Annotated in this window: 29 protein-coding genes; 8 read left to right on the forward strand and 21 right to left on the reverse strand. The window is 59.8% G+C overall.

Features of this window, described 5'->3' with window-relative positions:
* Nucleotides 1-9: 9 nt before the first annotated feature.
* From DF196_RS13375 to DF196_RS01330, 3 genes are read right to left on the reverse strand one after another with little or no spacing between them, the layout of a single operon-like run.
* Nucleotides 10-1,080, reverse strand: coding sequence for a hypothetical protein (locus DF196_RS13375; RefSeq protein WP_158276228.1), 1,071 nt, complete (start codon nucleotides 1,078-1,080; stop codon nucleotides 10-12).
* Nucleotides 1,077-1,613, reverse strand: coding sequence for an FtsX-like permease family protein (locus tag DF196_RS01325; protein ID WP_146194645.1), 537 nt, complete (start codon nucleotides 1,611-1,613; stop codon nucleotides 1,077-1,079). Before DF196_RS01325 ends, DF196_RS13375 begins: the two co-directional genes overlap by 4 nt.
* A gap of 2 nt (nucleotides 1,614-1,615) precedes the next feature.
* Nucleotides 1,616-1,963, reverse strand: a complete 348-nt coding sequence (locus tag DF196_RS01330; protein ID WP_146194646.1) for a hypothetical protein — start codon at nucleotides 1,961-1,963, stop codon at nucleotides 1,616-1,618.
* Nucleotides 1,964-2,286: 323 nt separating this feature from the next.
* Here DF196_RS01330 and DF196_RS01335 point away from each other — a divergent pair, with 323 nt between their 5' ends.
* Entirely contained in the window at nucleotides 2,287-2,985 is a 699-nt protein-coding gene (locus DF196_RS01335) for a response regulator (RefSeq protein WP_109056133.1), read from the forward strand.
* Nucleotides 2,961-4,160, forward strand: a complete 1,200-nt coding sequence (locus DF196_RS01340) for a histidine kinase (protein ID WP_241519528.1) — start codon at nucleotides 2,961-2,963, stop codon at nucleotides 4,158-4,160. Before DF196_RS01335 ends, DF196_RS01340 begins: the two co-directional genes overlap by 25 nt.
* A gap of 500 nt (nucleotides 4,161-4,660) precedes the next feature.
* Here the strand turns inward: DF196_RS01340 and DF196_RS01345 are convergent, their stop codons facing one another.
* The gene (locus tag DF196_RS01345) at nucleotides 4,661-6,352 is read right to left on the reverse strand and encodes a glycosyltransferase family 39 protein (RefSeq protein WP_109056134.1); all 1,692 of its coding nucleotides are present in this window, start codon (nucleotides 6,350-6,352) and stop codon (nucleotides 4,661-4,663) included.
* Nucleotides 6,349-7,533, reverse strand: a complete 1,185-nt coding sequence (locus DF196_RS01350; RefSeq protein WP_241519529.1) for a glycosyltransferase family 2 protein — start codon at nucleotides 7,531-7,533, stop codon at nucleotides 6,349-6,351. Before DF196_RS01350 ends, DF196_RS01345 begins: the two co-directional genes overlap by 4 nt.
* Before the next feature lie 252 nt (nucleotides 7,534-7,785).
* On the opposite strand from DF196_RS01350, the gene DF196_RS13380 reads away from it, so the two are divergent.
* Nucleotides 7,786-7,938 (forward strand): hypothetical protein, encoded by a 153-nt coding sequence (locus DF196_RS13380; RefSeq protein WP_158276229.1) that lies wholly within the window; start codon nucleotides 7,786-7,788, stop codon nucleotides 7,936-7,938.
* A 207-nt stretch (nucleotides 7,939-8,145) separates the two neighbouring features.
* Nucleotides 8,146-8,775 carry an Abi family protein gene (locus tag DF196_RS01355; protein ID WP_109056136.1) on the forward strand — a complete coding sequence of 210 codons (630 nt, stop codon included), beginning with the start codon at nucleotides 8,146-8,148 and terminating at the stop codon, nucleotides 8,773-8,775.
* A 229-nt stretch (nucleotides 8,776-9,004) separates the two neighbouring features.
* Here the strand turns inward: DF196_RS01355 and DF196_RS01360 are convergent, their stop codons facing one another.
* Nucleotides 9,005-9,475, reverse strand: a complete 471-nt coding sequence (locus tag DF196_RS01360) for an ASCH domain-containing protein (RefSeq protein ID WP_109056137.1) — start codon at nucleotides 9,473-9,475, stop codon at nucleotides 9,005-9,007.
* The gene (locus DF196_RS01365; protein WP_109056138.1) at nucleotides 9,472-9,990 is read right to left on the reverse strand and encodes a GNAT family N-acetyltransferase; all 519 of its coding nucleotides are present in this window, start codon (nucleotides 9,988-9,990) and stop codon (nucleotides 9,472-9,474) included. Before DF196_RS01365 ends, DF196_RS01360 begins: the two co-directional genes overlap by 4 nt.
* A 195-nt stretch (nucleotides 9,991-10,185) precedes the next feature.
* Here DF196_RS01365 and DF196_RS01370 point away from each other — a divergent pair, with 195 nt between their 5' ends.
* Nucleotides 10,186-11,487, forward strand: coding sequence for a DUF2142 domain-containing protein (locus DF196_RS01370; RefSeq protein WP_158276230.1), 1,302 nt, complete (start codon nucleotides 10,186-10,188; stop codon nucleotides 11,485-11,487).
* Nucleotides 11,488-11,522: 35 nt separating this feature from the next.
* Here the strand turns inward: DF196_RS01370 and DF196_RS01375 are convergent, their stop codons facing one another.
* Nucleotides 11,523-11,816, reverse strand: a complete 294-nt coding sequence (locus DF196_RS01375; RefSeq protein WP_109056140.1) for a chorismate mutase — start codon at nucleotides 11,814-11,816, stop codon at nucleotides 11,523-11,525.
* 306 nt (nucleotides 11,817-12,122) lie between these two features.
* On the opposite strand from DF196_RS01375, the gene DF196_RS01380 reads away from it, so the two are divergent.
* Nucleotides 12,123-12,689, forward strand: a complete 567-nt coding sequence (locus tag DF196_RS01380; protein WP_146194648.1) for a hypothetical protein — start codon at nucleotides 12,123-12,125, stop codon at nucleotides 12,687-12,689.
* Between the two features lie 78 nt (nucleotides 12,690-12,767).
* On the opposite strand, the gene DF196_RS01385 is transcribed toward DF196_RS01380, so the two are convergent.
* The 9 genes from DF196_RS01385 to DF196_RS01425 all read right to left on the reverse strand — a co-directional run bounded on the left by DF196_RS01385 (nucleotide 12,768) and on the right by DF196_RS01425 (nucleotide 19,963).
* Nucleotides 12,768-13,481 carry a hypothetical protein gene (locus DF196_RS01385; RefSeq protein ID WP_193852554.1) on the reverse strand — a complete coding sequence of 238 codons (714 nt, stop codon included), beginning with the start codon at nucleotides 13,479-13,481 and terminating at the stop codon, nucleotides 12,768-12,770.
* Nucleotides 13,482-13,495: 14 nt separating this feature from the next.
* Nucleotides 13,496-14,305, reverse strand: a complete 810-nt coding sequence (locus DF196_RS01390; protein ID WP_241519530.1) for a hypothetical protein — start codon at nucleotides 14,303-14,305, stop codon at nucleotides 13,496-13,498.
* A gap of 5 nt (nucleotides 14,306-14,310) precedes the next feature.
* Nucleotides 14,311-15,009, reverse strand: a complete 699-nt coding sequence (locus tag DF196_RS01395; RefSeq protein ID WP_109056142.1) for an ABC transporter ATP-binding protein — start codon at nucleotides 15,007-15,009, stop codon at nucleotides 14,311-14,313.
* Between the two features lie 308 nt (nucleotides 15,010-15,317).
* Nucleotides 15,318-15,695 (reverse strand): SdpI family protein, encoded by a 378-nt coding sequence (locus DF196_RS01400; protein WP_109056143.1) that lies wholly within the window; start codon nucleotides 15,693-15,695, stop codon nucleotides 15,318-15,320.
* 74 nt (nucleotides 15,696-15,769) lie between these two features.
* Nucleotides 15,770-16,249, reverse strand: coding sequence for a hypothetical protein (locus DF196_RS01405; protein ID WP_109056144.1), 480 nt, complete (start codon nucleotides 16,247-16,249; stop codon nucleotides 15,770-15,772).
* 163 nt (nucleotides 16,250-16,412) lie between these two features.
* Nucleotides 16,413-17,282, reverse strand: coding sequence for an EamA family transporter (locus DF196_RS01410; protein WP_241519531.1), 870 nt, complete (start codon nucleotides 17,280-17,282; stop codon nucleotides 16,413-16,415).
* A gap of 160 nt (nucleotides 17,283-17,442) precedes the next feature.
* A complete protein-coding gene (locus tag DF196_RS01415; RefSeq protein ID WP_109056145.1) occupies nucleotides 17,443-18,771 on the reverse strand; it encodes a sensor histidine kinase in 1,329 nt (442 codons plus the stop codon).
* Nucleotides 18,750-19,439 (reverse strand): response regulator transcription factor, encoded by a 690-nt coding sequence (locus tag DF196_RS01420; protein WP_109056146.1) that lies wholly within the window; start codon nucleotides 19,437-19,439, stop codon nucleotides 18,750-18,752. Before DF196_RS01420 ends, DF196_RS01415 begins: the two co-directional genes overlap by 22 nt.
* A gap of 104 nt (nucleotides 19,440-19,543) precedes the next feature.
* Nucleotides 19,544-19,963: a VOC family protein gene (locus tag DF196_RS01425; protein ID WP_109056147.1), complete on the reverse strand. Its 420-nt coding sequence runs from the start codon at nucleotides 19,961-19,963 to the stop codon at nucleotides 19,544-19,546.
* Between the two features lie 232 nt (nucleotides 19,964-20,195).
* Here DF196_RS01425 and DF196_RS01430 point away from each other — a divergent pair, with 232 nt between their 5' ends.
* Both DF196_RS01430 and DF196_RS01435 read left to right on the forward strand, forming a co-directional pair.
* A complete protein-coding gene (locus DF196_RS01430; protein ID WP_109056148.1) occupies nucleotides 20,196-21,155 on the forward strand; it encodes an aldo/keto reductase in 960 nt (319 codons plus the stop codon).
* 395 nt (nucleotides 21,156-21,550) lie between these two features.
* On the forward strand, nucleotides 21,551-22,873 hold the full coding sequence (locus tag DF196_RS01435; protein ID WP_109056149.1) for an MFS transporter: 1,323 nt from the start codon (nucleotides 21,551-21,553) through the stop codon (nucleotides 22,871-22,873).
* Between the two features lie 26 nt (nucleotides 22,874-22,899).
* Here the strand turns inward: DF196_RS01435 and DF196_RS01440 are convergent, their stop codons facing one another.
* The 4 genes from DF196_RS01440 to DF196_RS01455 form a co-directional block, all read right to left on the reverse strand.
* Complete coding sequence (locus DF196_RS01440) at nucleotides 22,900-23,538, reverse strand: Type 1 glutamine amidotransferase-like domain-containing protein (protein ID WP_158276232.1); 639 nt, start codon at nucleotides 23,536-23,538, stop codon at nucleotides 22,900-22,902.
* Between the two features lie 442 nt (nucleotides 23,539-23,980).
* On the reverse strand, nucleotides 23,981-24,607 hold the full coding sequence (locus DF196_RS01445; protein WP_109056151.1) for a cytochrome C oxidase subunit IV: 627 nt from the start codon (nucleotides 24,605-24,607) through the stop codon (nucleotides 23,981-23,983).
* A complete protein-coding gene (locus DF196_RS01450) occupies nucleotides 24,604-25,332 on the reverse strand; it encodes a hypothetical protein (protein ID WP_109056152.1) in 729 nt (242 codons plus the stop codon). The genes DF196_RS01445 and DF196_RS01450 overlap by 4 nt, the downstream gene beginning before the upstream one ends.
* A 2-nt stretch (nucleotides 25,333-25,334) precedes the next feature.
* Nucleotides 25,335-25,991 carry an ABC transporter ATP-binding protein gene (locus DF196_RS01455; protein WP_109056153.1) on the reverse strand — a complete coding sequence of 219 codons (657 nt, stop codon included), beginning with the start codon at nucleotides 25,989-25,991 and terminating at the stop codon, nucleotides 25,335-25,337.
* Nucleotides 25,992-26,488: the final 497 nt, after the last annotated feature.

Raw genomic sequence — 26,488 nt, forward strand, 5'->3', positions numbered from 1 at the left:
GTGCTTCTTTCATTGGATGTGTGTGGTTGCGCGTCGCGCGGCGGTCGTCCAGATCGGGATCGCCATGACGAGGATGATGGCGATCATCGTCCGGGATGCGGTGGCCACCGGTTCGCCTATCAGCTGGAAGCATGCCAGCGTCGCGGCGGCGGGCAGCAGCATGCTGAGGATGAGTCCGGCGACGCGGATCGTCTCGTCTGCGGCGGTGGCGCCGTAGAGCCGGCGGACGAGCATCGACGGCCGTTCCCTTGCGAGGCTCACGGACAATGTCCGGATGATCACGATGACGGTGAGTGCGAGGAAGGCGGACAGTCCGAGCAGGTACATCAGCGCGCGTACGATGAGGTCCCTGTCCCGTTGGGGCTGTTCCGTGTTCAATCGGTGCGGCACGAGTATCAGGCCGGCGTCGCGGCTTCCCGTGATGAATTCGTCGAGCTGGGTTCGGGATGGGTCGAACATGACCGTTTTGGTCACCGCCTCTTCGAGTTCGATGTCGTTGAGCCGGTTCAGCGAACTTGGGTCGAGCCGGATGACGAGATACCGGTCCAGGTTGATGCCGGCGGTGTTCGGGTCGAATATGGCCGCCGAGGCCGGCAGCGTGCCGGACACCTTGACGTCGGTGCCGGCGATATGCACGCTGTCGGGCGCCTGCGACCGGTCCACCCGGTAGCCGATGGACGCGCAGGGCGCGTGGGAGCACAAGCCCAGCCGGGGGAACACGTCGTCGACGTTGCCCATCAGGACGATGGCCGGTATGCCGTTGGCGAACCCGGGATCGTCGATCTCGATGTTGTTGATGATCGCGGTGTACGCCCTGCCCTGTTCCAGCATGTCCTGCAGGCCATCCGCGACCTTGGGGTCCGTCTTGCTCGGGGACTGCAGGAGGTACTGCGGGGAGAACGTGACCGCGTCGGCGGCCCGCAGACGGGCCTCGCCGCCGATCACGCTGGACTCGGTCAGCACGTCGCTGAGCGTCATCGTGAACACGCTTCCCGCGAAGACGACGAGCAGCGTGATGCCGAGGATCGATCCCCATCGCCTCAATCCCATGCGGATGCCGGTCATCAGTTCATGGATCATCGTTCCACCTCGTCATTCGATCGTATGCCGAGCCATTCGGCCAGGCCCGTCACGAGCACCGTCAGGACCATGCCGCCAATGAAGGCCGCAGCGAACGCGACGGCCGGGCCGATGCCGGTCCTGCCCGACACCACGGTGATGAGGACGGCGCTCAACGCGGTTCCCGCCAGCACGCCAATCACGATCGGGACAACGGCCTCGCGCACCCGGCCCGCCCACACCTGTCTTCCGGTGGCGCCGAACAGTCGCCTGACGTGCAGGTCGGCCTTCCTCGCCGTCTCTATCGTCGTCACGCACACGCAGGCGCAGACCAACGCCAGTATGAGGAACAACAAAGTGATGCCCACGAAGGAATCCCCGGCGAGGGACGACCACAACGACTGCGCCTGCGGCCGGGTCACGTCCATGCCGCAGCGCGCGAACAGATCTGAGATCTCCCGGAGCCGCTGCGGGTCGCTCGTGTTCACGTACACGCTGCCGGGAAACAAGGGAACCGCCCCCAACGGGAGCACGTACTGCAGGTTGCCACCCACGTTCACCCCGGAACCTCGACGATACCGCCGATCGAGAACCCCTTGGGCAGCAGCGGGGCATCCCCATGCTCGCGCCATTGGCCGGCCGAGAACGACGACTCGATCACACAGGCCATGCGACTGTCCGCGTCCTGGCATCCGCGCGGAAGCGCATCGGCCCAACCGATGGAGGACCCCGACGACTGGAACACGATCGCCGGCCAACCGTCCCCCACGGAACCCTCCAACAGGGAAATACCGTGACCGGAAAGATACCTGGCCAGATTACGAGTCGCCTCAAGATTCTTCCCGTCGTCGTGCCCGGCATCCGCCGAGGCGGTCAGCACCAGTTGCGTCCGCGCATCTGACATGCCCCATTGCGAGCCACGCCAATCAAGAACGCTCCAGTACACAGCCCAGGCAAGAAACGAAGACAACACACCCAACAGCAGTGACACCACGACAACGGAGACGCGGAACCTATTCGGAGATGACCTGTCCATGTGGTGTCCTCCAACCTTTGCCGGAACATGACAGCCGTCACACCGATCGATATCGAATCGGCAGATCCGGCCAGCTCAATGCATTACATACCCTCGCGCATCGCATCCGCAACGTCATGTCAAGCGATCGCATGACAGCGGCGCCGTTTCATGCCGGGAAACCAATGGTCGTCGGCGGTACAGTGGGCTTTATGGGACTTGGAAGCGAGCCGGACGCGGCGGGCGTGATCCGCATTGGCGTGTTGGATAATGATCCGTTCGCGTTGGATGCGATGTGCGCAATGATCTCGGCCATGTCCCGGAATTTCCATGTCGTGTGGGGCACGGGTTCGCCGGCGGTGGCGATCGAGCACTGCCACAACGCGCATACGCGGCCGGACGTGCTCGTATTGGACATGGCGTTGGGCGGCATCACGGGCGCGGACGTGTGCCGGCGCATCCGCCGCAGGACGAGCAAAGTGGGCGTCATCTGCGTCACCTCGTATTCGACGGATGTCTACCGGGCGGAGGCGATCAAAGCCGGCGCGCAGGGACTGCTCGCCAAGGAACAGCTCAAAACCGACATCGCCGACGCGGTGCGGCGGGCAGCTGCCGGCATGCCGACCGTTGCGCAGGCAGCTTTGGGCTTCCGTGACGCGGCATCGGCGCATGCGCTGCTGTCCGGCACGGTCCCGGCGAGGATGTCCGAGGACATGAAGGACTCGTTGTCCGCGCGCGAGAAGGACATCCTACGCCTGTACGCGCAGCGCCTGACCACCGATGAGATCGCGGCCCGGCTGGGCATTACCAAGGGCAGCGTGTTCACGTACGTGCATCGCGCGGCCGAGAAATTCGGCGTGGCCAGCCGCAGGGAGGTGCTGGAGGCATGCGCCAGATACGATCTGCTGTAAACCGGCTTATCGGCCGAGCAGGTTACGGCCACGATCATCCGGTCATCGCCGTAACCTGCGTGCTGCTGGCTGCGGCCCTCATCGCGGAATACATGGCCCGGGCCACGGCGGATGCCTCCTCGACGGTGAGCGTGCAGCATCTTGCATTGGTTCTGGTGATGCTCGTCGGTCTGATCGGCGGCATGTTCCGCCCGCGATGGTTCCTGTGGGCGGCGCTCGTGGCCGGGGAGATGCTCATGCTGGCGATGCCGATGATCACGCCGCTTGCCGTCATCATCACCTGCACCGGGTTCCTCGCCTATCTGGACACATGGTCGGGTGCGATCGCCACCGGCATGCTGCTCATCTCCACCACGTTCGGTGTCGAACCCAGCAGCGGCCGCCTGCTGGTGGCGACCTTGCAGAACCTCGCATTCTATTGCTTCCCACTAGTGACCGGCCTGTTGCTGCATATGATGCGGCAACGTGACCATGACTCGTATCTGCTGCGCCGCCAGCAGGAACGCGAGGACACGGCCCGCGACCTGCACGACACCATCAGCAACGACCTCGCCTACTTGATCCTGCGCATCGACCACGCCGAAACCAACGGCATGCCCAACAGCGAACCTGAATACCGGCAACAGCTCCGGGAACTACGCGACGCAGCCGATCGCACTATGACCCACACTCACGAGGTCATCGAATCACTCGAGGAACATGTAGAGCAACAGCCGCAATCACAACCATCGGAACCGCGAATCACGTCGACGCTTCCGCTGGCACCGGATGCAGATCGTGCCGCCGTGCAGCAGGCGGAACTGCAATCCCTGATCGACGACGAGGAGACAAAACTCGAATCGCTCGGCTTCACCGGTGACAACCTGCTCGGCGAACTCCGCCGCCCGCTCTCCTTCGACGTGATGCGACTGCTCACGGGCCTGCTGACGGAACTGTACGCGAACATCGCCAAGCACGCCGACCCGGCCGAATGGTACGCCGTCTCCATCGGCTTCAATGCCGAGGAGACCCGTATCTCCGTCAGCGACACCATCGCCGAACATGACGGAAAGCTCGGACTGGGCAGCGGCCTCGACCGTTACCGCACCATCATCGAAACCACCAACGGCAGCTTCGCCATCCGCACGGAGCAGCGACACTGGCAACTGGACGTCTGCATCCCGAGCAGGCCATGAAAACCATCGGCAGGTTCAGCAGCTCGGGTTACAAGCGCACAGCCACCAGAGCGATGGCCGCCAAGCCCGCAGCTATACCAATCCTTGTAGCGAGAAAGGAGTTTGATTTCACGTCGCCTTTCAAAGCCGCAAGCAAAGCCATGACCAACAGCAACATTCCGACGGCTCGGCAAAGCAAACCCAAGACGCCTCCCGGGATTGCAAATGCGAGAGCCTGCAATGCTACGGATACGCACACCAGGATCACGACCAGTCGTCTGGTACTGCAGTTTTGCACCGACGTGTTATGAGCGAACTTTCCCATTGCGATCACTTCCCTTCCTCGGGACTCGGTTTCATCGCTATATCTATTCAATCCGGGAACGCCCGACGGTACAACATCACGTCAAGCAATCGCATGACAGTGGTTTCAGCGATGGTTTTTAGACCATCCCGTTGTCCTCGCGTCAGTGTTGTTCCTCGGAAGATGCCTTCAGAGTTTTCTGTTCTGTGAGAACCGGTCATCGGCGGTAGGTGATGGCTGCGTTTGCATCACGTTTGATGATGCCGGTTTGCGTCCACTGGTTGGCCGTGACGCCAAGGAATCTGTCGTAGTTGCGGGTTGTAGACCAGGACAGTAGTGTGAATCGGTCCGCATTGAGGTTGGCGACGGTTTTCAGCTGCGCAGGGGAACCATGCAGCGGCGCGTATCCGCCGCGCTCTGAAACGTCGCCCTTTTCCAAGAAGTAGTAGTACGGGCAGTCGCGGTAGTACCAGTATGCGTCGATGTACGTGTATTCGTCCTGCGCAACGACCGGCTGCGCGGCCGAACAGGAGACCTGTTGGCTGAGTGCGGACGATCCAGGCGTATCGTTGCGGTCGAAACTATGGTTGCCACGCACGCCGTACACGATTGTTCCGGCGAAGAGTATCGCAAGGACCATGACGTAGACGAGTACCGCACGACGGCAGCGTAACCGATACGCGATGACGCATGCCAGCGCGAACGTGGCATAGAAAAACGGCGCGACCACGCTCAGATAACGTACGGAGAACATGCCGTAGCCGCCGCTGGACAGTTCCTTGACAGCGGACCATGCCATCAGGAGCGCAGTCGGTACGGCGAACAGCATGACGATCAGCCCTGCGGCTTCGGTGGATTGCCTCGACACCGTCGTCCGGATTGATTGCTGCTGTCGTGCAAGGAGACATACTGCACCGAATAGTCCGACGATTGATATCATCACGGCCGCGGCCAGCAGCGAGACGATCGACGGCAGCTCCTTTTCCGTCATGCCGAGCAGCATGATGTCGAACGCATTGGCCATACCGGACATGTTCGTGCGCCGACGTACCGGAGGCAGCACGGAGTTGCCGAGTTGACCCAGCAATGCCGGCATCCACGGCAGGAAGAGGACGACCGATGCGATATAGGCAAACAGCCATCGCCAAGCCGACAATCGTCGCATCCGCCACGAACGCGCAGCCAGCCAGATCACATGTGTCAACCACACGAACGCGGTGAGATACAACGTCAACATGCCGAGCGCGACGGTCACGGCGTACGCGCACCACCATGCGATGCGACGATGCCCGTCAAGGAAGCGACGGATATTCCGGCGATCATCACGTCCGTCAATCGCGTTTCGAGGGCCACGACCGCGTGACTCGATTACGCCGACCGCGTGCAGCAGCATCACCGTACCGGCCGCGGTCAGCAGCATCGCCGGCGAGTACATGCGCAGCTCGTAGCCGTAACGCAACATGAATCCGCCGCACATGAGCATCGGCATGCACGCCGTCGCGACGCGATCGCCGAACAGATCACGCATCAGCATGATCAGAACGAACACGGCCAATCCAAGGCATACGCAGTTCGGTATCCGCAGGATCGCGACGTTATCGCCGGCGATGGGCATCCATGCCTTGAGCAGCAGATAATACAACGGCGGATGCGCGTCTACGGCGGTGAGTGCGATCAGTTCCGATATGGGTCGACTCGCCAGCATCAGCGAATACTGCTCGTCGAACCACAACGACTGGTTGCGACCCATCAGCCAGCTCAACACAGTCGTCGTCAGCGCGCAGCCAGCGGCCAGTACAGGAAACAAGCGATGGACGATGGACGCAATGGAACCTGCGCTGCCGTTGTCGGCGCGTCCGCCGACATGTCCGGCTTTCGTATCAGTAGTTTCGCCGTTCATCGCGATCATGACGGCGTCTTCCCGTCATGAGTCGGACGGACGAAACGAACGTTGCCGGCATCACGACCGTTGATGTTGCCGTCACGCACGATGTAGTTCGGCCGGCGCTTGGACTCCAGATACGTGTTCGCCAAATACCGCCCGATGACACCCAGGCACATCAGCTGCAGTCCGCCGATGAATGTGATGATGCACGCGAGCGACGGCCAGCCGGCCACCGGGTCGCCGAACATGGCCGCACGCACCGCGATGAAACAGGTTGCTCCGAACGCGACGAGGCACAGCAGCAATCCGATGTACGACGCCACGGCCAACGGCACGGTGGAGCATGAGATCAGTCCCTCAATCGCATAGCGGACCAACGCGAAGAAGTTCCAACTGGACCTGCCCGCGACCCGGCGCGTGTTCGGATAATCGATCCACTCAGTGCGGAACCCCACCCACGCATATAGTCCCTTGGAGAATCGGTTGCGTTCGGTCAGCGACGTCAGCGCGTTGACTACCCGGCGACGCATCATGCGGTAATCACGCGCACCATCGGGCACATCGACTGGAGACATGGCGTTCATCAGCCGGTAGAACATGTGCGCACACATGGATCGGATCGGCGGTTCGCCCGCGCGCGTGGTACGTCGCGTCGCCACGCAGTCGATCGTCGGATTGTCGTCCAGCATTGCGAACATGCGCGGCAACAATGATGGCGGATCCTGCAGATCGGCGTCCATCACCGCCACGACATCGCCTTGCGCGGCGTCAAGTCCGGCGAGCAGCGCGCCTTCCTTGCCGAAGTTGCGGGATAGCGAAAGCCAGCGGATTGCGAAGGGCAGAGTTTCTTGGCTGGGCGCGGGGATATCGCTGGTACGGGCTGACGCCGCCAGGTTGCGGCAGGACAGTTGCCCATCCGCGGACTGCCGCAGCAACGCTACCGTTCCATCTGTGGAACCATCGTCGACGAGCACCACTTCGGCCGTCGTGCCAGGATACGCCGCCATGATCTCACAGACGGCTTGCGCGGCGGATGACAGGAACAGCGGCAGGCATGCCTCCTCGTTATGGCAGGGCACGACGATGGACAGCGTGACCTGCTGTTCGGGATACGCATCGCCCGCGATATCCATCGCAACATGAGGTTTGCGTTTTACAGAAGCATGAGCGGTGCGGCGATGCTGTGAATACCGTCGATTAACCATGATCGCGCCTTCTTCCCGTCGGCGAGCGCCACCTTGCGACCCGCCGTATGACTCGTGTCAGTACGATTCCAGTGTGCGTTCGCCGAATCATGGAACATGCCTGTATCACCCCTGGTTCATCGAGCGCATTACCCTCATTGCCGTTTCAGGGTATGTGGGGGGCGACGTAAGGGGAATCAAGCTGATCCTTGCATCGCCCTGGTCCGATTGGTTTGGCATATACTCCCCTACTGGAGTTGGCACTCGCACGGATTGCTGAACACTTTCCTTGTAGCGGTTGCGCAGCGTTCCGCGACTTTGAAGCGTTCGGCAGCCAAATCGCGCCTCGGCATCCCCACGAAATACGGCATCGGCATCGACTGGAACGACTTCCGCACCCGCGTCGAATGGCAGTCAAACGACTAGACCGCCAGACGCACATTTTGGCTTATGACCCCAATTTGGCCTATGACCCATAGCCCAGCTTTATTGCAAAAAGAAAAATCCCCGGGGTTTCATGATGTTTCGCATGAGTGACGTTCCGGGGCATTCGCCAGTAGTATATCTGGCATGAGTCCTGAAGGTCAACCCGTCACGTTCGCGGATCTTGAACGATAGTTCTCAGTCGAGCGTATGAACACCTATGCACGTTCCGCGCAGGCCACCGGCTGCGACGCGGTCGACCTGTACGTATGGAACGGGCGTGTCTCTAAGGCCCTGCTTGAGGATATCGCGCATGTGGGGGTGCTGTTGCGCAATTTCATGTCCATTCGTCTCTCCAACGCATGCGGGCATGACGATTGGTACAAGGATGACACGAGGTTTCGATTCAACTCGGCGAGAACGAAGCGGTTCGAGAACTCGATTGACGAGATTGAACGTCAGATACGGTATTCGGGCAAACCGGTCACGCCAGGGCGCGTAATCGCCGACATGTCGCTTGGCTCATGGTGCTTCCTGCTCTCGTCCAGACTGGAACAGACCGTGTGGAGGGCGCTTCGTGACCCGGCGAACGGCGGCATGCCAAATTATCCGTCTCGCAAGCGAGCCATGTTCGAAAGCCACGTCAAGACGATGCGTGACCTGCGTAATCGTCTATCGCATCAGGAGCACATCGTGCTCGACAACCTTGCCGACGAACACCGCTATCTGGATGAACAGTGCGCCAATCTCCACTGGATTGCCTGCGCCATCGATCCGAAGGCTGCTGATTGGATTCGCAGCCAATCACGAGTGCCGGCATTACGGGCAACACGTCCCTAACTGCTGTTTCGGTCTGTTAATGGAGTGCAGCGTCGCAGCATCCAAACCGAATCCAGGGAAGCCGCACTCCAATCAAGGATACGGAAAACGGCCAATCGCGATTTGATGCACCATTGCATCGTTGTTGCACGTCGCAAACGATAGGAACAAAGATGACGAGGGTTCCGGCGGATTAGTCGTTAACGAAACTAATCTACCGTGTTCTCGCATAGTTCCAATAGCAGGCCTATCAATAGTTGGTCATTTCAAGTTCCGCGACTTTGAAGCGTTCGAGCACGACGAGCGTATCGTCGCCGACCGGAAACGCTGGGTCGGCGAAGCAGGAACGGTATTCGGCTGAATTCCAATACGCTTCATGCGTGCGCCGCCATTGTGCCGCGGTCGTGTCACCTTCGCCTTCGGCCAACGCATGCTGGTCGGTGACGTCAGCCAGACGAACAACGGAGACGTCGGTGGCGGTCAGCACCGCCACACCATGCTCATCGGAATCGACCAGTACGGAACGATCACCGATGCGGGGCAACGGATCGTTGCATTCCATATAGTCGATCAACAGCGCGGCTGTGGCGGTCTTCGTGCCGTTGAGGATAAGTCTTACCAGCTGGTCGCGTTCCGGTCCGGGCGCCATGAACTCGGCCTTCGGCAGATTCGCGTATTCCGACGGCAAAGGCAGACTCGGCTTTGTTACGTCATCATTCATCGTGCGTCGGTCTCCATGCCCGTGTCGATGCGCGTGTAGTATTCCCGTTCGTTCTCATGGTCGATGCGCGCGCCGCAATGCCGCTGCACGGCAAGGCTCGCCGGATTGGTTTTGTGAACGCACAAGTATGCTTCCCTGATGCCGAGTTCGCGCGCCTTGGCGAGTGTGAGTTTCAGTCCGACGGTCGCGTAACCACGGCCACGGTATTCATGGGCGATGCCATAGCCAATGTGTCCCGGACCGTTACGCAGGAAGTCAGTGAGCCGGTGGCGCAGGTTGAAGATACCCACGTACTCGCCCTCGTCGTTGACGAGGATGTATTTGGTGGCCGGCACCCAGCCGTCCGGCAACCCGATGCCCAACGCTTCGTCGCGCAGCTCCTGCACATAGGCGGCGAACCATTCGCGATCCATGCCGGCCGCGGGATTCTCGAATCCCGTCTCCTCCGCCGGGAACTTCGCGAACAGCTCGAACGCGCGCTCCGGGTCCGCCAGCCAGGTCTCAATCAACCGCATAGTCGCCTCCCCTACTCCCTTATTACGATGTGGATCACATTACACTCGGCCGGCCGGATCGTCGTGTTCTTGTCTTCTGCTGTCGTCTTTGGTTGACGGATTTCGCGTTGATTGGCGTGAATCGCCGGCGTGTGGTCATCATGGATGCTGTCTGTCCGGCATGGTGCCGGTCGCGGAGTCCTGTGGTGGTTTGTCATGAGTCCGTATCCGAATGGCCACGATGGCCGGTCGTGTCAAGGTCGAACGTCGGTCGTCGTGCTTGCGTTGGCGTTGTTGTGCGGGATGCTGGGCATCGTGACGGTGCCTCCGGGGTCGACGCCGGACGTGTGGGCGCACGTGTACCGGGTGGATGCGATGCTCAACGGTGACGTGATCGCCCGGACGGTGCATGCGACGTCCGACTATCATCCCGACGCGGCGCACAACACGGGCGGCTGGGTCGACGACGACGTGATCGCATTCTCGCTGGCCAACGACCGCCATTACGTATCCGGACTGGTGAACGCCACATCCATCACCGTCCATGACGGGCATCGCAGCGAGGTACCGTTCGACAACACCGCCGTGTATCCGCCGATCGCATACCTGCCACAATTGGCCGCCTTCACGGTCGGACGGCTGCTGCGATTGGACGTGGCATGGCGGTTCTATCTCGCCGAAGTATTCCAGTTGGCCGTCTATATCACGGCAGTGTGGATCGGCCTGCGTGTGCTGGCCGGGCTTCCTTCGTCGCGCTGGTTTCGATTGTTGACCGGGGTGCTGTCCGTGTGTTTGGCGTTGCCTGACTCGTTCATGTTCTCTCCCGACTCGACGGTGGTCGCACTGTTCCTGCCATTGGCCTGCATGTTGATCCGATGCCTGCAAGCCGATCGGCTCGCAGGCGGCGACTGCGTGCTGCTGGTTGTGATGACTGGGGTGTTGGCGTTGTCGAAGTTCGCGTATGCGCCGTGCCTGCTCATGGCGTTGCTGCCGATGATCGTCCATCGCCGTGTGCCCATGCGTTCACGGTTCATCCTCGTCACCGGATGCGTGTTGTCGGTTATGTTGTTGCTGACGTGGTTGAAGCTCGGGACCGGGTTCGCCACGAACCCGTCGCGCGTCCCGTACAGCGAGGTGCTGCGGCGGCAACGGGAGCTGCTATCCGCCCCGCACAGGTTCCTGCCGCGGATGTTCTACAGTATCGTCCGTTTGCAGGGATGGTCATGGTGGGAGCCGCCACTGCTGTTCCTGTTCTGGATGCTTACCGTTGTAGCTTTGATGCTGACCGTCATCGTCTGGAGACGTGATCGGCAACGCCTGTTGTTCTGGCTGATGTCGTGGACGGCGATTATGGGATGCGTGACGTTGGTGTACGCGGCGATATGGACGCAGTTCACGTTGACCGGACAAGCCGGAGTAGTCGGCATCAACAGCCGATACTTTCTACCGCTGGTGCCACTGTTGGTCATGCAGTGTGCCGACTCGTTACTCTCAATCAGGAGAAACCTCACACGGTAATCGGCTACGGCATCGCGTAAGATTTGCTCTGCTACCTATCGGTGCATGAAATCCTTCATCTCCGTATTGGTGAAGTGCTCGATCATCGTGCGCCAGACCGCTTCGACCAGATCCGGGTCGACATGGGATGTCTCGGCCAACCCGCGCACCTTGGCAATAACCGCGTCCACGCGAGATGACGCCTTGACGTCGTCTGCGTTCCTCTTGAATTGCGCGGCCTGCGCCACATAGGCTCCACGTTCGGCTATCAGATCGACGAGTTGGTCGTCGATACAGTCGATATTGGCACGTACCTCATCGAGACTTTCGCAAGTGTGTATCGGTTCCATCAGTGCCGCTCCCCAAACGTTATGACGTGTGTAATCAGATCTTCGGTTTGACCGCCGAATTACCGAAATTGCTACGTTCTATACCTCCACGATGATCGTCCGCGAGGAATCACGCCAATCGGAGAGACGTCTGTCAGCTAAAGACGACATGAAACACCGTGACCGGTTGTCTGAGAGGGAATCCTCATTGGCTTTCGCAAGCTGTTTCGGTGTCTTGCAATGAGGTCTGCAGCAGGCCGAATACGCATGGCGTGTTCTGATATCATGGTGGTTTTATCGGCTGGCACCGTTCTCAGGAGGTTCACGATGTTGTCTACCGCTTGGGGCGACGAAAGCATCAGGAACAAGGATCTGGATCATCCTTGGTATCTGATAGGCGCATCCCTGATCGAGGGAGAACCGGACTCCATCAGAAGCAAGCTCATGCGGTTGAAACCCGCCGGTGCGAAGAAACTGCACTGGCACGACATGACGCCTCGATTCAAAAACGAGGTCATCAAGTCCTTGGAGGGAATGGAATCGCTCCACATCATCGTGGTCGGCGAACGAATGGCACACATGAAGGACGAACGCGCGCGTCGCAAGTGCCTGGAACGACTGCTTCCCATCCTTGAAGGTTACGGCATTGAACAGTTGGTCTTGGAAGCAAGAACCGATGTTCTGAATAAGGCGGATAACGCGCACAGGATGCAGTTGGAGCGTACGGGCGTGGTCTCGCGAATCAGAATCACTCATATGCGAGGAGACGCCGAGCCGCTCCTGTGGCTGCCGGACCAGGCTCTTGGAGCGTATGTGGACACCAGGCTGGGCTTGCAGGATTTCAATCTGTTTACCGATACCAAGATCATCGACGAGCGGGTTGCGTTGATGTAGATACGCGGAGACCGGGTCCCGTGAATCACGGGAGCACCGGTCTCAACTTCCATATCCCCGCAGGGCTGGCTCTAACCGTTATCTTATATTAGCCCTCTGACGTGAATACGTCATGCCAGCTACCGACGACATGCTGGATGCCGCCGCACAACCCATGATCAGGAAGACAAACAGCCATAGGATCAGCACCAGCATCCCAACAAGTGAGTGACCCTCAGTCATCGCACGTATCGCATCCGGATAGAACAGTCCATTCATAGCAGGTATCAGGTAGACGATGAACGGTTTGAGCAGTATGGGCACGAACACGTAGACGGATAGGCCAAGCAGCACGCTCCTTGCGAACAGGGATAGCGACAGCACCGCGATGCCGTTCATCGCCGCTAGCAATAGGTACTGGAACGTAAGACGGCCGATATCGCCAATCCCATAGATGATGCCATTGCCAACGGTATTCAGCACGGTCAGGAGCAGTCCGGCGATGAGTATAATCGCGACCTTCTCCGCCATTAAGGCACAAGCCATGCGGCATCGGGAGCCGGCGATGAGTGCCGCCATCATCGTTTCGCCCGACCTGATCTCGATGTTCGCCAGAACTGCGGCGATGATCACCGTCGTCTGTGACGCAAGGGTCATGCTGCTTGCATCGTTCAATGGATTGTTCCCGGACGCATCCATACTGATCGGCATCAACGCGACAGCGTATACGACGATCACCCAGCACGCGGCTGCCATACATGCGATTCGCAGAGGTCGTGCTGTCGCATCCTTATAGAGCAGAGTCTTAATCATTACAAGACCGCCCCTTATACCTTCGGCGTCCGCAAAGACCGTCCACGTAGGATCTCGGCTGCACAGAGCGCTATGGTTAGCCAGCAGACCATGACGGTCACGGAAATACCCATTGAAGGATCACCTGTCTCGTCGACTCTTCCGAACGCGAAGCTTTTGCCGCCGATCATCGGCAGCAGCACATCAGCGTGGATGACTTTCAGTACGCCGGACAGCGAGACCATGAGCAACAGGAAGATTACGACCAAGGCCGGCACGTCGCGTTTCGTGACCGTGGCCGCTATGTAGCCAATCAATCCCATGACCACGGCGAACACCGTGACACGCAACGGCGTAGTGGCGACGGTCGCGGTGAGGAACATGGGCCGCAGGTCGCGAGGCAGCGCTGCGACGAGTATCACCACGTTCAGTGCGGATGATAGCAGTGAGACGCCAGCGCAGTAGATCACGGTCGCGAGTATGTCTCCAATTGCGAACGGCCAAGGTCGGTTGACCAGTAGTCGCAGTTGTCGTTCGTCTCCCGAGCGGAATCCTGCCGCGACGTTCAACGCCACGATGATCGGAATGAGGATGATCGAGGTCTGGTAGGGTGAGGCAAGCACGGCGTCGGATACGATATGCATTGGATTCGGATCCAGGGAATCCGTCGAGCGTATGGCGCCGTCCGCGGCGATGGACACCGTCGAGGAGATCGTCTGCACGTCCAGTACCGCGAACAACGCGGTGAGCGCCAGCACGGCAAACACCGACCAATAGAACTGCCGGTTCGCGCAGTACCGCACCAGCGAGCAGGACACATACCGGGGTGAAACACTCGTTCCCATCCTGCTCACTCCTTCACCACACTGAAGTACGCCTGCTCCAGACTGCCGTAACCGTCGAGGAGCGTGTCGATGTCACCGTCGAGCACTTTCCTCCCGCTCGACAGGCCCACGACGTGGTCAGCCACCAGTTCCAGTTCGGCCATGTAATGGCTGGAGACCAGGACGGTCCTGTGATCCGAGACGTAGTCCTTGATGAAGTCGCGCACCCATTTGATGTCTTCAGGGTCGAGACCGTTCAACGGCTCGTCCAGAATGAGATACGGTGCGTCGGTCAGTATCGCGGCCGCGATGCCCAACCGTTGCTTCATGCCGAGTGAGTAGGTCTTATACGTGCGGTTGCGCGCCTCGTATAGGCCCACAAGACGCAGGCATTCATCGCAACGGGAGAACGGGATGTCGGCGGCCAGTGCGATCCAGCGCAGATGATTAACACCCGTCCGCGATGGATACGGCGTCAGCCCGTCAATGAACGAACCGACGACAGTGAACGGATTGAAGCCAAGTTCGTTGTACCGTTTGCCATCGAACGTGGCCGTGCCGCTACTGGCCGGCTCCAAGCCGAGCAGGATGTGCAGCAACGTCGATTTGCCGGCACCGTTCGGCCCGATCAACGCCGTGACCTTACCCGGCTCAGCACAGAACGACACGTCATCCAACGCACGCTTGTCCCCATAGGTCTTAGACAAGTCAGAAATCTCAATCATTGCAACCTTCTCCTCGGGACGGCATGAACTTCTGGAATAGGCACATCTATGTGCCAGCCATCGAGTTTTCATCATGATGAACGGATTGCCAATCTCGTGTTTTCCATCGAAACCAGCATGTCGTTCCGAGAATTCCGCCGTTGCGTATTGTTGCGTCTCACTCCTCCATAATGAGTGTCTACACGGGATCGCGCCAATCGGAGAAGTATTTGTCATCCAAAGACGACATGAGATGACGGTAATCGTTACTTGCTAGGGTTATGCATCACGAAAACAAGCAGTTTCTCATCGGGATCAGAATCTTGATCTTATGCCTGTGATTCCAGGTAATGTTTCTTGGCATCACGATTCGCGATAATCCCGCATATGACAAGCCAAGCGACAAGGATGACGGCGAGGGCGAGGAGCATCCACCACCAGATCATGCTCATGGTACTGATGTCGCGGGCCGCGATCATGCCGACCAGCACGTCCACCGGCATCAGAGCGACCAGAACGCCACTGCCGAGGAACACGAACGCATACTTGCGGTGTACGTATTCCCATGTCTCGTCCGAGGCGATGGTCCAGCGGGTCTTAATACCCATCTGGTAATTCCGCTCTAACCGGCCATTTTTCGCATCCCAATACGTGGAGAAGCACAACCGAGCTGACCATATAAGCAAGATGATTAACACGAACAGCATGGTCTGAATCCTTTCCGGCACTACACCAGTTCAGAAATGGTTAAACTGCGGGCATCGGCTTATCTTAGAATCCATCAAAAATGGCGGTGCTTATTCAATTGGTTGGCAACAATCGAAACCACCGCATGCAACATGCAGGCCAAGGCCAAACCCCATGCCAGATACCGCAGCGGCTGAATGTCGAATAGCAAGGCGATGGTGAACATGTTGACGCACAGATTGACACAGACGACGAATGTTGTCTTCGCCACGATAGCTTCGGACCTATCGGCAAGTAACCGGTCATGAGCATCCGGTTCCAGTTGTTCGGCCACTTTGCCTCGATATGCGAATCCTCCCGCGGCAAGCGAGCCGGCGCCCAGCAGAAGGAACGTGATCGCCAACGATCCGGAACTCCAGAACCATTCCACACTCCATCCATATCGGATGAGACCGCATACGGCCAGCACGACGGCATACAACGCGCAGGTTCCGGCCGCCGCGAACAGACGCCACCGCCCCTCACTCACGCACAAACGCCTATTACTGGAGCCTTGCACAGTGTCACCGATCATGGTCATCCTCCTCTTTGAGGCCCGGCATCTTGCCCATACCATCCATGATGGCCGTAAAAGAAGAATCAGGCCAGTCAGAAAGGAATCACGTCGTCTAAAGATGACACAAAATGAATAGATGCGCAGCTCATTGAACGCCAAACCGTCTTTGACAGCAATTCTTTCACTGCCCTTCCGTGGGAGATGCTTCGCGCGATTCCCCGTTCGCATCATTGCTGCCGGAGGCCCATACGAGCAGGGCTCCGGCGAGGGAGACGACGATGACGCCGAGCACGGCCGTCAGGGTGATGGTCTGGCGCAGGATCAGCGCGGCGATGACCACGCTCATGGCCGGGTCGATGGAGAACAGCGTGCCGACCACGCGCGCCGACGTGATGCGCCCGGACAGCGTGTCCATCGTGTAGGGAATCGCCACACCCAGCACGGCCGACGCGGCGATGACGCTCCATTGAGCAGGCGTCGTATGCGTGGCATGGCTGACCGATACCGGCAGCGTGGCGAGCGCGGCCACCGTGATCGACAGGGCGAGCCCATCCAGTCCGGTGCCCGTCTTGCCGACCTTGTCCGCGAACAGCGTGTACAGACCGAAACAGCAGGCCGACCCCAATGCGAACAGGTAGCCGGAAGGGTTGAAGTAGCCGCCCGGCGTGAACGAAATCAATCCCACACCCACCAGTGCGACCACCGCGCACAGGCCTTCGCGCCAGTGATGCGATCCGGCCAGGGCGACGACACAGGGGCCGAGGAACTCCAGGGTGACTGCCACGCCCATCGGGATGCGGTCGATGGCCGAGTACAGGCAGATGTTCATCGCCGCCATCGCAAGCCCGTAGACTACGATGCTCAGCCATTCGCCTTTCGACCGGCCCGCGAGTTTCGGACGGATGAGCGCGAGCATGACGATCGCGGCAACGAGCATGCGCATTGAACTGACCGGAATCGGCCCCAACGCATCGAACAACGACGCCGACAGGGACGACGAGGTTTGAATGCCCAATGAGCCGACCATCACCATGCCGGTCGCGGCCGCCACGCGGCCACGCTCAGAACGCAGTATGCAATGCTTTTCCAATCGCGATTCCCCCCCAATACGACCATCCTGCACAGCCCATACGCCGCCAATGGTAATGATCGTCGGGAAAGCATAATATCTGACGTCAACCATGGATGACATGGATATCGGGGCAGCAGGATCACTCCGACGACGGAACGGACGGCAGGGTCGCGTGCAGTATCCAGGCGCCGTCTTCGGCGGACGTGCTGATCGAACCGCCGAGAGCGGCGAACCGCGAGCGATGCAATGCCAGTCCTTTGCCGGAGTGGGGTTTGTCCGGAAGAAGGGATCGCGTGGCAATATCGTTGACTTGGTCGACGGACAGGCTGTCGCGGTTGCGACGCACGACCACACGGTATTCGCCGGACGGGTCGCCGTGCACAGCGATGTTGGTGTACAGCTCACGCAGCAGGTCAATCATCGCGGACTCACGTTCGCGAGTGACGTCGTCTGTATCCATCAGCTTGTGTTCGGGCAGGTTGTCGATCATCGTGGAGTCTCCGGTGAAGCCGAGCTGTGCGAGATACCGGTCGCCGTGTCCCAATACGTCACGGACACGATCGGGGAACGTGGTGCAAGACGAAGACGTCGCGGCCGAGCTTCCGATTTCGGTATCGTCGTCGCCGGCATGTCCGGCGTCACCGTCGTCAATGCTGCTTCGCGGAGAGACGCCGTTGCTACCTTTCCCGATGGAATCATGTTCCTTTCCGGTATCAGTGTCGTCATCGTTTCCATCGAGCATGTTGATGACCGTGCGCACCTCGCCGAGCGTGCCAATCGTACGCCGGTACAGGTCATCGAACAACGCAGCATGTTGTTCATCGTCATCCGTCGAACGTGACCGTTCGTAGTCCAGGCGCATGGCCATGTACGCGAGATCACTCGTCACCGCGTCGTGGATCCGGCTCGCCGCCTGCGCGTCGCGGCGCATGGCCTCCACACGGTCGCGCTCCCGCTCGTAGCGCAACCGGTCCCGTTCCGCTTGTATGGCCGTCGCCCTCCACGACATCGCACGACCGAACATGTACACGACGAAGAACGACAGCAGCAGCGTCGCGTAATCGCCGAACGGGACGCCGGCGCGCGCCGCGACCATCCACCGTACCGCGGCGATCAGCGGCGGCATCAGCCACCACAAGCGTGACCGCCCGTACCGGCCGACCGCCGCCAACGCGACCCACATGCCGTAGAACAGGCTCGCACCGCTCATATCCGGCAGGAACGCGCACGCCACATACGTGACCGCGATCGCCACACTCAACGGCAACGGATAGAACGGCAAAACCAGCAGACACAGGACATGCACGACCGTCAGCACCGTGGTCGCCACGAGCTGCGCTGGATACTCGAACATCTCCAGCACCGTCAGCCCGGCGGACAACAGTACGACGCACCACATGACCGGTCCCACGCCGGCGGCACGGACACGCTCACCCGCCCGTTTGATCAGTCCTGCAACATCAGCCATTCGGCCACCGCCTGCGTCCGGTTCCTTGCGCCCAGTTTCCTCGCCGCGCGCATCACATACGTCTTCACCGACGACTCACCCACATGCAACAACTCGCCGATCTCACGCGAACTTTTGCCCTGCGCGCACAGGCGCATGACCTCGCGCTCACGATCCGTCAAGGACGCCACAGTCGCAGTCGAGCCAATGCGGGAACCGCTGTCGGCAACCGTTCCAGCCTTGGCTTCAGCTTGCGCCGTGAGCAATGCATGCGACTGCGCGGCGGTTAAATCGGACACATATTGGGTCTGCGGTCTACGACCGTTGACCAGGGCGACCGCCGCATCGCAGATATCCTTCACTCTCGCCTTGTCCATCACACACTGCGCGCCGGCAGCCAGAGCATCGGCCGCGTAATGCTCCAACGAAAACGACGTGATGCCGATCAGCGCCACATCAGCCGTCGCCGCACGCACCTGCCGGCACACCTCGATTCCACCCAGTCCCTCCAAGGACATATCAACAAGCAGCACATCCGGGCGGGAACCGGCAGACAGACAGCGGTCGACCGCGTCCCTGCCGTTCCGGCGCACCCATGCCATGTTCACGTTGGGAAGCTCCCGCCGAATCAGCAGCGTCAGCATTCTCAACGTCAGCTGGTCATTGTCTACCTCGCAAGACTGAAGCACTCGCCGTCATACATATGTCACCGCCTCGTCATACCGCCATGTCACAGGATATAGTGGCCATTCCCGCATTGGGATTATCCCGCATCACGCCTTGCGATGCGTGTTCAGCGTTCCCGACGGTCCTCGAACCAGCCGGACCAGTCGACCACGGCCTCGATGTTGTTGCCGTCCGGGTCCAGCACGAACGCCGAATAGTAGCCGGGATGGTACGGCCTGGGACCGGGAGCCCCGTTGTCCTGGCCGCCGGCTGCGAGCGCGGCCTGGTAGAACGCCTGCACGGACTCGCGGTCTGAAGCGAGGAACGCGATGTGGGTGATCGGCGAGGCTTTCGCGTCGTCCATCGGCGAAAGGTCGTCCATCGGCGAAACGTAGAAGTCGGAGTGAAGTGTGCCGTCGTCCACGCCGAAGCCGATCGTCGGCTCGTGATGCGCTTTGGCGATGTATCCCAGTGGGGCGAGTGCTTGCCGGTAGAACGCGATGCTGCGTTCCATGTCCCGTACGTGCAACGTGATGTGATCCAACATGACTGCCACTGTACGCGCATTATGTCCGGTCTGTCCGGCTCCTGATTACGACTCTTAGCTGGAAGCGGAAATCGGCAGCGGCCGCTGTTCGCCGCCGCCTGTCCGAGGGACAATATGTGAGGTTCATGGCCGAACTGTCCACGTTCGGTCCGTGAACGAACAATGCGTATGACCGTGACATTGTCTCGTTGCCTTTCCCGCGGCAACGGACAGCGTAGGAAAGGATGGCATCATGGCAGAGCAGCGTGTGAAGGTTGGCAACAGCGATCTGGAGGTGTTCCCGCTGGTTCTGGGCGGCAACACGTTCGGCTGGACGAGCGACGAGGCGACCAGCCGCAAGGTGCTGGACGAGTACGTCGAAGCCGGCGGTAACTTCATCGACACCGCCGACGTGTATTCGGCGTGGGCGCCGGGCAACGCGGGCGGCGAGTCCGAGATCATCCTCGGCCGCTGGCTGGCCGTGCGCGGCAACCGCGACAAGGTGGTCATCGCCACGAAGGTGAGCGAGCACCCGCAGTACAAGGGACTGTCTCATGACAACGTGATCGCCGCGGCGGACGAGTCGCTGCTGCGTCTTGGCATCGATACGATCGACCTGTACTACGCGCACTTCGATGACAAGGGCACGCCGCTCGAGGAGACCGCGGCCGCATTCGACGAGCTCGTCAAGGCCGGCAAGATTCGCGCGATCGGCCTGTCGAACTACACGGCCGACCGCATCGAGGAATGGTTCCGCATCGCCCGCGAGCACGGCTACGCGCTGCCGGTCGCGTTGGAGCCGCACTACAATCTCATGACCCGCGGCAACTACGAGCGCACGCTCGCGCCGGTCGCCGCGCGTGAGAACCTCGCCGTGTTCCCGTACTTCTCGCTGGCCGCCGGATTCCTGACCGGCAAGTACCGTTCCGCCGCCGATGCGGAAGGCAAGGCTCGTCAGGGCATGGTGGTCGATTATCTCAACGCCGACGGTTTCGCCGTAATCGACGCGCTTGATGCGGTGGCCAAGGCGCACGGTGTGGCGATCGCCACGGTCGCGCTGGCGTGGCTGCGTCACCGTCCGCAGGTCGCCGGTCCGATCGCGTCCGCCCGCACGCCCGAGCAGTTGCCCGCGTTGCTCGCCTCCGTGGACCTCAATCTGACGGCCGACGAGATCGCCGCGCTCGACAAGGCGTCCGAACCGTTCGCCAAGTAACGCCGCGATTGGTTGAAGTCGGGAGGGGTACAACATCGATGCTGCACCCCTCCCGACTTATATGGCAATCAGTTCAGCAGCGAGCTATCATAAACACATATGGAGTGCCACGGGCGTTGTCAGCCGGGCACGTCCGCAATGGGACAGTGTTGTCATAGTGTAAGGAAGACTCGCATGTACGTCGTTCTGGAATCGTTCGCATACGACTAAGCGGATTGACGGTTTGTTCTTCCGTCTCTCCCCTATCGCCGCGGGCCGCTTCGGGCTCGCGCGATATGTCGTTATGCCTTATTTCCGAACGCATCCCATGAACGTGAATCCGCGAGCGCCGTAAATCGTCTGTAATCGATGGGCCGTCGCATGCCGTTCATGGCAGTCATGAAACGAGTTTTACCATGAACACCGATACCCACCCGTCCGATCACTCCCCTGCCAAGACCGCGCACAGACCACGTTCGCTGTGGGGTCTCGCCGCATACCGTAACTGGTTCATCGCCGACACGGCCGACGTGTTCGCGGTCAGTCTGCGTACGTTCGCCATACCACTGATCGGCCTTGCCTTGTCCGGCTCGACGTTCGTCTCGGGTCTGCTGGTCACCATCGAATCGTCCATCGGGCTGGTGCTGATGTCGATCGGCGGTGCGATCGCTGACCGACACGACCGCAGGCGACTGATGATCCTACTTGGCCTGGCCGGCATGATCCTGTCCCTTGCGACGACCGTCCTGCTTGCCGCCGACATGATGAGTACGATTCCATTCGCCTTGTTCGTCGTCTTGTTCGCCGTGATGAACGGTTTGCTGGGGCCTTCCAACGACGCGATGCTCAAGTCGATCGTGCCGATGGAACGATTCGCCAAGGCGCAGGCGATACGTGAGGCGCGTGAATCCTGCGTCGAACTGTCCGGCGGGGCGATTGGCGGACTGCTGTACAGGATTGCCGGCTGGTTCCCATTCCTCGCATCCACGGTGCTTTATCTGACGGCGGCACTCACCGCACTGGCATTGCCAAAGAGGACGACAGCCGCAGCCGAGAGCGATTCGTCATCATCGCAACGGCCGGCCGCCGGCGGGGAGACGCGGAATCCGTCGTTCCTCACCCAGTTCGTTGAAGGCTGGAAGTGGACGTTGACCAGGCGGACGGTTCTCGCGGCCATCGCGCAGGGCGCGGTCATCAACGTCGCCTGTTACGGGAGCATCATCGGCGTGCAGATTATGCTTGCCGCGCGCGGCACGGATGCGGCGCTCATCGGGCTGGTCGGCACGGCCACCGGTATTGCGGCGCTACTTGGTTCGCTGGCCGCCGGCTGGCTGGTCGACCGTATCCCGACCGGCAAACTCATCATGCTCACCTTCGCCGTGTTCACACTTGCGATGGTCCCGCTGCTGTTCACCGATTCATACGGCGTGATCGTCGCGTGCATGACGGTCGCGTCGCTGCTGTTCCCCGCGCTGAACGCCGGCGAACACGGGTTCATCTACGGACGCACCCCGGACCACATGCAGGGCAGGGTGTCCACTGTATTCGAAACCGCAATCGGCATTCCCGGAGCCTTGACGCCCGCACTGGTCGGCTGGCTGTTGCAGGTATCCAAGCTCGGTTTCCGGGCGGTCATGACGTTGGTCGTTGTTTGCGCAGGCCTCGGTCTACTGCTCGCCTGCGTCGCCCCGACGAGGAACATCCCGCTGCCGGCGCAGTGGGAGCAGGTCGAACTGTAAGACGACGACCGGCGCAGTACGGCGACTCACGCGGGGATGCCACGCAGGAATCGCGTCGCACCCCCGCTGACCGCAATCGCCTCATCGTTGCGCATCGGTTTCATCGCATACCGTCCGCCGTACCTGCTCATGATGGTTCGCGTGGATGCCAGGAACGGCAGGCTTCCCCAGTGCGGTACCGGGCGGAAGTCCACCAATCCGAGTGCGTCGCAATCCGCGTAGCCATGCAGGTCGGGGGCCTTCGCCGTGCTGTCCATCCAACGGATGTAGGCGATGTTCGTCGAAGCGATGACCGAACCGGCGGACTCCCCCACATACGGTTTTCCCGAAATCACCGCTTCGCGAATGGCCGTGTCGGCATCCTGCCGCCGCAGTTCCTGCAGCAGATAGAACGTGTTGCCGCCGGACACGTAGATCAGATCGTCACGGTCGATACGGCGGCGGATTTCGGCAGAGGTTTCGGCATCCACATCCAGCACATCGACTTTGACGCCCAACCGTTCGAATGCCCGCTCGGCTGCGCGTACATGGAACCGCGGCCATGATGCCCGGCTCGCCGTGGGGATGAAGGCGACGGTGGCGCCGGCATCCACGATCTCAGGCATGCACACGGGTAGCAGTGAGGCCACGTTCGCGAACAATGACGTCAACAGCAACTTGCTCATATTTCCGACCGTAATAGGCGATTCGACCGTTTCTGTAACCATGCGGCCGGAAGCATAACCAGCATCGATGCGGGCAGCATGTCGATGCTAAGCAAATAGCCCATAATGCCTCCCGGTCAAAGAACGAACTGGTACCACCATCTCTTAAAGGTGCTCTCCCCCATCACCCGCAACATCATGTCAAGCAATCGCATGCCATCAAATTTCAATGGCAACCGCCGTTGCGGAGTGCGCATCGGACATGATGCGATACCGAACAACGCCGCACATGGATAGTAGGACGGTGATATCGGTGATGGGCAATGGTCTATGCGCACAGGCAGTCGCGACGAACTACTGGGCAGATAACCGCCTTGCCATAGAGCCTTATGTCGCCGGCCCCTATGAATGATGACGCGGACGGTGTCAGCCCGGATTCGCGAATCGCGTAGTCCCGTACGACTTAGACATGTTTCACCGCCTTAAGCAGCAGCCATGCGCTTATCGCAGCAACGGCGACGCCGGTTGGAATCACATAACCGGCGAATCCCGCCCCGCTTAACATCCATGTGGTCGGTATGACGGCGTACAGCATCGGCGAGTTTTCGAACACACCGGAACTCACCGTAAGCCCGGCGACAATGAAGAAGCCGACAATGCTCCAAGAGACGAGGGGACTAGTCCAGAGCCGCAGAACGAAACATGCCAGGGAAAGAACGACAGCGGTGAACGCAAGCATCAAAACGGTAGGCGATGAGAGCGGTCGCTTATTGACGGCAAACCCGATGGCAAATCCGTACAGCAAGGTCAGGCAGATGTTGACCACGGCACCGAGCGACAGCGACTTCAAGGTAAAACGCAACAGGAGCCGATTGTGGATGCTGAAGGAACGATACGAGCAGGGCACCCTCGCATGGGAGAAGACAAGACCGGCCGTGGCTATGGGAAGCGCCATCACCATCGCCAACTGCGCCACCGCGCCCGTGTTTCCGTAACGGAAAAAGAGCAACGGAAGGAAAAGCACGGCCACGAAGGCGAGCGTCGACCAGTGGATCAATGCCACGCGCTCAATACGGAACAGGGACTTCATTTCTTTTCCGCTCCTTTGCAACGGAACCAGCTCAGCAGAACATAGGCGACCAAGAGCACCACTATCGGGACGACGACCATCACGAGACCGATAGGCGATCGGCTCGCTGCTTCCGCCGGTGACATCATGGTGCCGTTCAGATTCAGCCCAACGGCCTGGAGGGCAGTCGCGACGTAGGGCGTCGCATAGTCGGGAAGGTCGCCCGGCAGAAGAACCCAGACATAGCAAAGGACGCCCGAGATGACCCCGGCAATCTTGGGATTGGCGATGATCTCGATGATCGAGTAGATCAGGGAAGTCGCAAGGCTCTGCAGCACGACGAAACATAGGACGGCGGCCAGGTGCGGGTGCATTCTGGCGCCCGTCAGAATCATGATGACGTCGAAACACAATACGCTCAGCAAGTTCACAGCGGCCAGAATCAAAGCCCGGAATATGGTTCTGAGCGAGCATGGCTTCCACGCGCAATACACGTGGCGGGGCAGACCACCGTAGTGTGCCTTCGATACCCTAGCATCGCATGCGAAAAGCAGCACAAGACAGATCAGCGGCTGCGTGCCGGTGAAGAAGAAGCTATATCCTCCGGTTATCGGGGTTCCGTTCGCCGCGCTTGAAATCCACGAACCCAACAGGAGGGACGATACGGCCCCGAATACCGCAGCGAGGAAATACCAGACGTTCCAGTAGTAGGCGACCAAAGCGCGAACAGGAGAAACAGCACTCAATTTTACCTCCCCTGATACAGATCCGCGAGGTTCACCCCAGTCAGATCCGTGAATTGCGCAGCCCGGCCATGACGAATCACGATGCATTCATCCGGCACTCCCTGAATCTCATGGAGCAGATGCGTGGAAATCACGACGCAGTTCCCCTTATCCCGATAGGAGCGAAGCGTTTCGGACAAGGAGGTTATGCCATCGGGATCCAATCCGTTCTGCGGCTCGTCAAGGAACAGGAACCTCGGATGCGGCACAAGGGCGAGGCACAGCTCCAGACGCTCCTTCATGCCCGTCGAGTAGTCCTTCGCCTTCCGTCCATGCGCCGCGCGGTTAATGCCCACACCATCCAACGCCGTCTCCGGGTCCACGTCCAGACCCCAGAACGCGGAGACCACCTCGACGTTCTCCCTACCACTCAGGTAAGGAAAGAAACTGGGGTGGTCTATCGCCGCGGACATCTCATTGATATTCGTCCCGGTGTACGTGATGTTCCCGCTTACGGGCCTTATCCGTCCGAGCAGCGTCTTCATCAACGTGGTCTTGCCCGCGCCGTTCGCCCCGAGCAGGCAGATAATTCTGCCCGTATTCAACTGCAGGTTAATGTCGCTGACAATAGGGGAATTCTTGTACCCAATCGAGAGATTGATCGCCGATATAACTGGCATGATCCACCTTCCAGGAAAGGCGAACCTGGAAGCAAAAGCCAAGGGCGCTTTACGTCCAGGTTCGCACGTTGCAACCGATTCAATCCAATGGCGGCTGAAAGTACAACATGATGTCAAACAATCGCATGACATCATTGCGCTCCTCCCCACCACAACCGCACAACAGCGTTATGGCTTTATACTCCTACGGTTCACCAGTACCATCAATCGTCCAAAGGAATGAACGCATGCATCGTCCTTGCGAAGGATGCATGCGATTCTCGGTACTCATTTATTCCCGCTGATCAGGTAACGAATCTTGAAGTATCTCGTTGAAAACCGTTGTTCCGCATGAATGATGCCGGCGCACAGGTTATTGCCGTATATCTTGTTTGCCTCATTCCGGAACTACGGAACCTGTCGCGCACGTCGTGACCGTCGTCATCGCTGATCACATAGAACTCATATCGCGGGCATTGTTATCTCCGCGGGCGACCGAGTTGTAGAGCTACAATGTC

The sequence above is a fragment of the Bifidobacterium callitrichidarum genome (assembly GCF_003129905.1).
In the GTDB taxonomy this organism is placed as follows: domain Bacteria; phylum Actinomycetota; class Actinomycetes; order Actinomycetales; family Bifidobacteriaceae; genus Bifidobacterium; species Bifidobacterium callitrichidarum.

Excerpts from the sequence above, each read along its gene's own strand:
- DF196_RS13375 (WP_158276228.1), bottom strand. The coding sequence starts at position 1,080 with ATGATCCATGAACTGATGACCGGCATCCGCATGGGATTGAGGCGATGG.
- DF196_RS01330 (WP_146194646.1), bottom strand. The coding sequence starts at position 1,963 with ATGTCAGATGCGCGGACGCAACTGGTGCTGACCGCCTCGGCGGATGCC.
- DF196_RS01335 (WP_109056133.1), top strand. The coding sequence starts at position 2,287 with ATGGGACTTGGAAGCGAGCCGGACGCGGCGGGCGTGATCCGCATTGGC.
- DF196_RS01340 (WP_241519528.1), top strand. The coding sequence starts at position 2,961 with ATGCGCCAGATACGATCTGCTGTAAACCGGCTTATCGGCCGAGCAGGT.
- DF196_RS01345 (WP_109056134.1), bottom strand. The coding sequence starts at position 6,352 with ATGATCGCGATGAACGGCGAAACTACTGATACGAAAGCCGGACATGTC.
- DF196_RS01350 (WP_241519529.1), bottom strand. The coding sequence starts at position 7,533 with ATGGTTAATCGACGGTATTCACAGCATCGCCGCACCGCTCATGCTTCT.
- DF196_RS01355 (WP_109056136.1), top strand. The coding sequence starts at position 8,146 with ATGAACACCTATGCACGTTCCGCGCAGGCCACCGGCTGCGACGCGGTC.
- DF196_RS01360 (WP_109056137.1), bottom strand. The coding sequence starts at position 9,475 with ATGAATGATGACGTAACAAAGCCGAGTCTGCCTTTGCCGTCGGAATAC.
- DF196_RS01365 (WP_109056138.1), bottom strand. The coding sequence starts at position 9,990 with ATGCGGTTGATTGAGACCTGGCTGGCGGACCCGGAGCGCGCGTTCGAG.
- DF196_RS01370 (WP_158276230.1), top strand. The coding sequence starts at position 10,186 with ATGAGTCCGTATCCGAATGGCCACGATGGCCGGTCGTGTCAAGGTCGA.
- DF196_RS01375 (WP_109056140.1), bottom strand. The coding sequence starts at position 11,816 with ATGGAACCGATACACACTTGCGAAAGTCTCGATGAGGTACGTGCCAAT.
- DF196_RS01380 (WP_146194648.1), top strand. The coding sequence starts at position 12,123 with ATGTTGTCTACCGCTTGGGGCGACGAAAGCATCAGGAACAAGGATCTG.
- DF196_RS01385 (WP_193852554.1), bottom strand. The coding sequence starts at position 13,481 with ATGATTAAGACTCTGCTCTATAAGGATGCGACAGCACGACCTCTGCGA.
- DF196_RS01390 (WP_241519530.1), bottom strand. The coding sequence starts at position 14,305 with ATGGGAACGAGTGTTTCACCCCGGTATGTGTCCTGCTCGCTGGTGCGG.
- DF196_RS01395 (WP_109056142.1), bottom strand. The coding sequence starts at position 15,009 with ATGATTGAGATTTCTGACTTGTCTAAGACCTATGGGGACAAGCGTGCG.
- DF196_RS01400 (WP_109056143.1), bottom strand. The coding sequence starts at position 15,695 with ATGCTGTTCGTGTTAATCATCTTGCTTATATGGTCAGCTCGGTTGTGC.
- DF196_RS01405 (WP_109056144.1), bottom strand. The coding sequence starts at position 16,249 with ATGATCGGTGACACTGTGCAAGGCTCCAGTAATAGGCGTTTGTGCGTG.
- DF196_RS01415 (WP_109056145.1), bottom strand. The coding sequence starts at position 18,771 with ATGGCTGATGTTGCAGGACTGATCAAACGGGCGGGTGAGCGTGTCCGT.
- DF196_RS01425 (WP_109056147.1), bottom strand. The coding sequence starts at position 19,963 with ATGTTGGATCACATCACGTTGCACGTACGGGACATGGAACGCAGCATC.
- DF196_RS01430 (WP_109056148.1), top strand. The coding sequence starts at position 20,196 with ATGGCAGAGCAGCGTGTGAAGGTTGGCAACAGCGATCTGGAGGTGTTC.
- DF196_RS01435 (WP_109056149.1), top strand. The coding sequence starts at position 21,551 with ATGAACACCGATACCCACCCGTCCGATCACTCCCCTGCCAAGACCGCG.
- DF196_RS01440 (WP_158276232.1), bottom strand. The coding sequence starts at position 23,538 with ATGAGCAAGTTGCTGTTGACGTCATTGTTCGCGAACGTGGCCTCACTG.
- DF196_RS01445 (WP_109056151.1), bottom strand. The coding sequence starts at position 24,607 with ATGAAGTCCCTGTTCCGTATTGAGCGCGTGGCATTGATCCACTGGTCG.
- DF196_RS01455 (WP_109056153.1), bottom strand. The coding sequence starts at position 25,991 with ATGCCAGTTATATCGGCGATCAATCTCTCGATTGGGTACAAGAATTCC.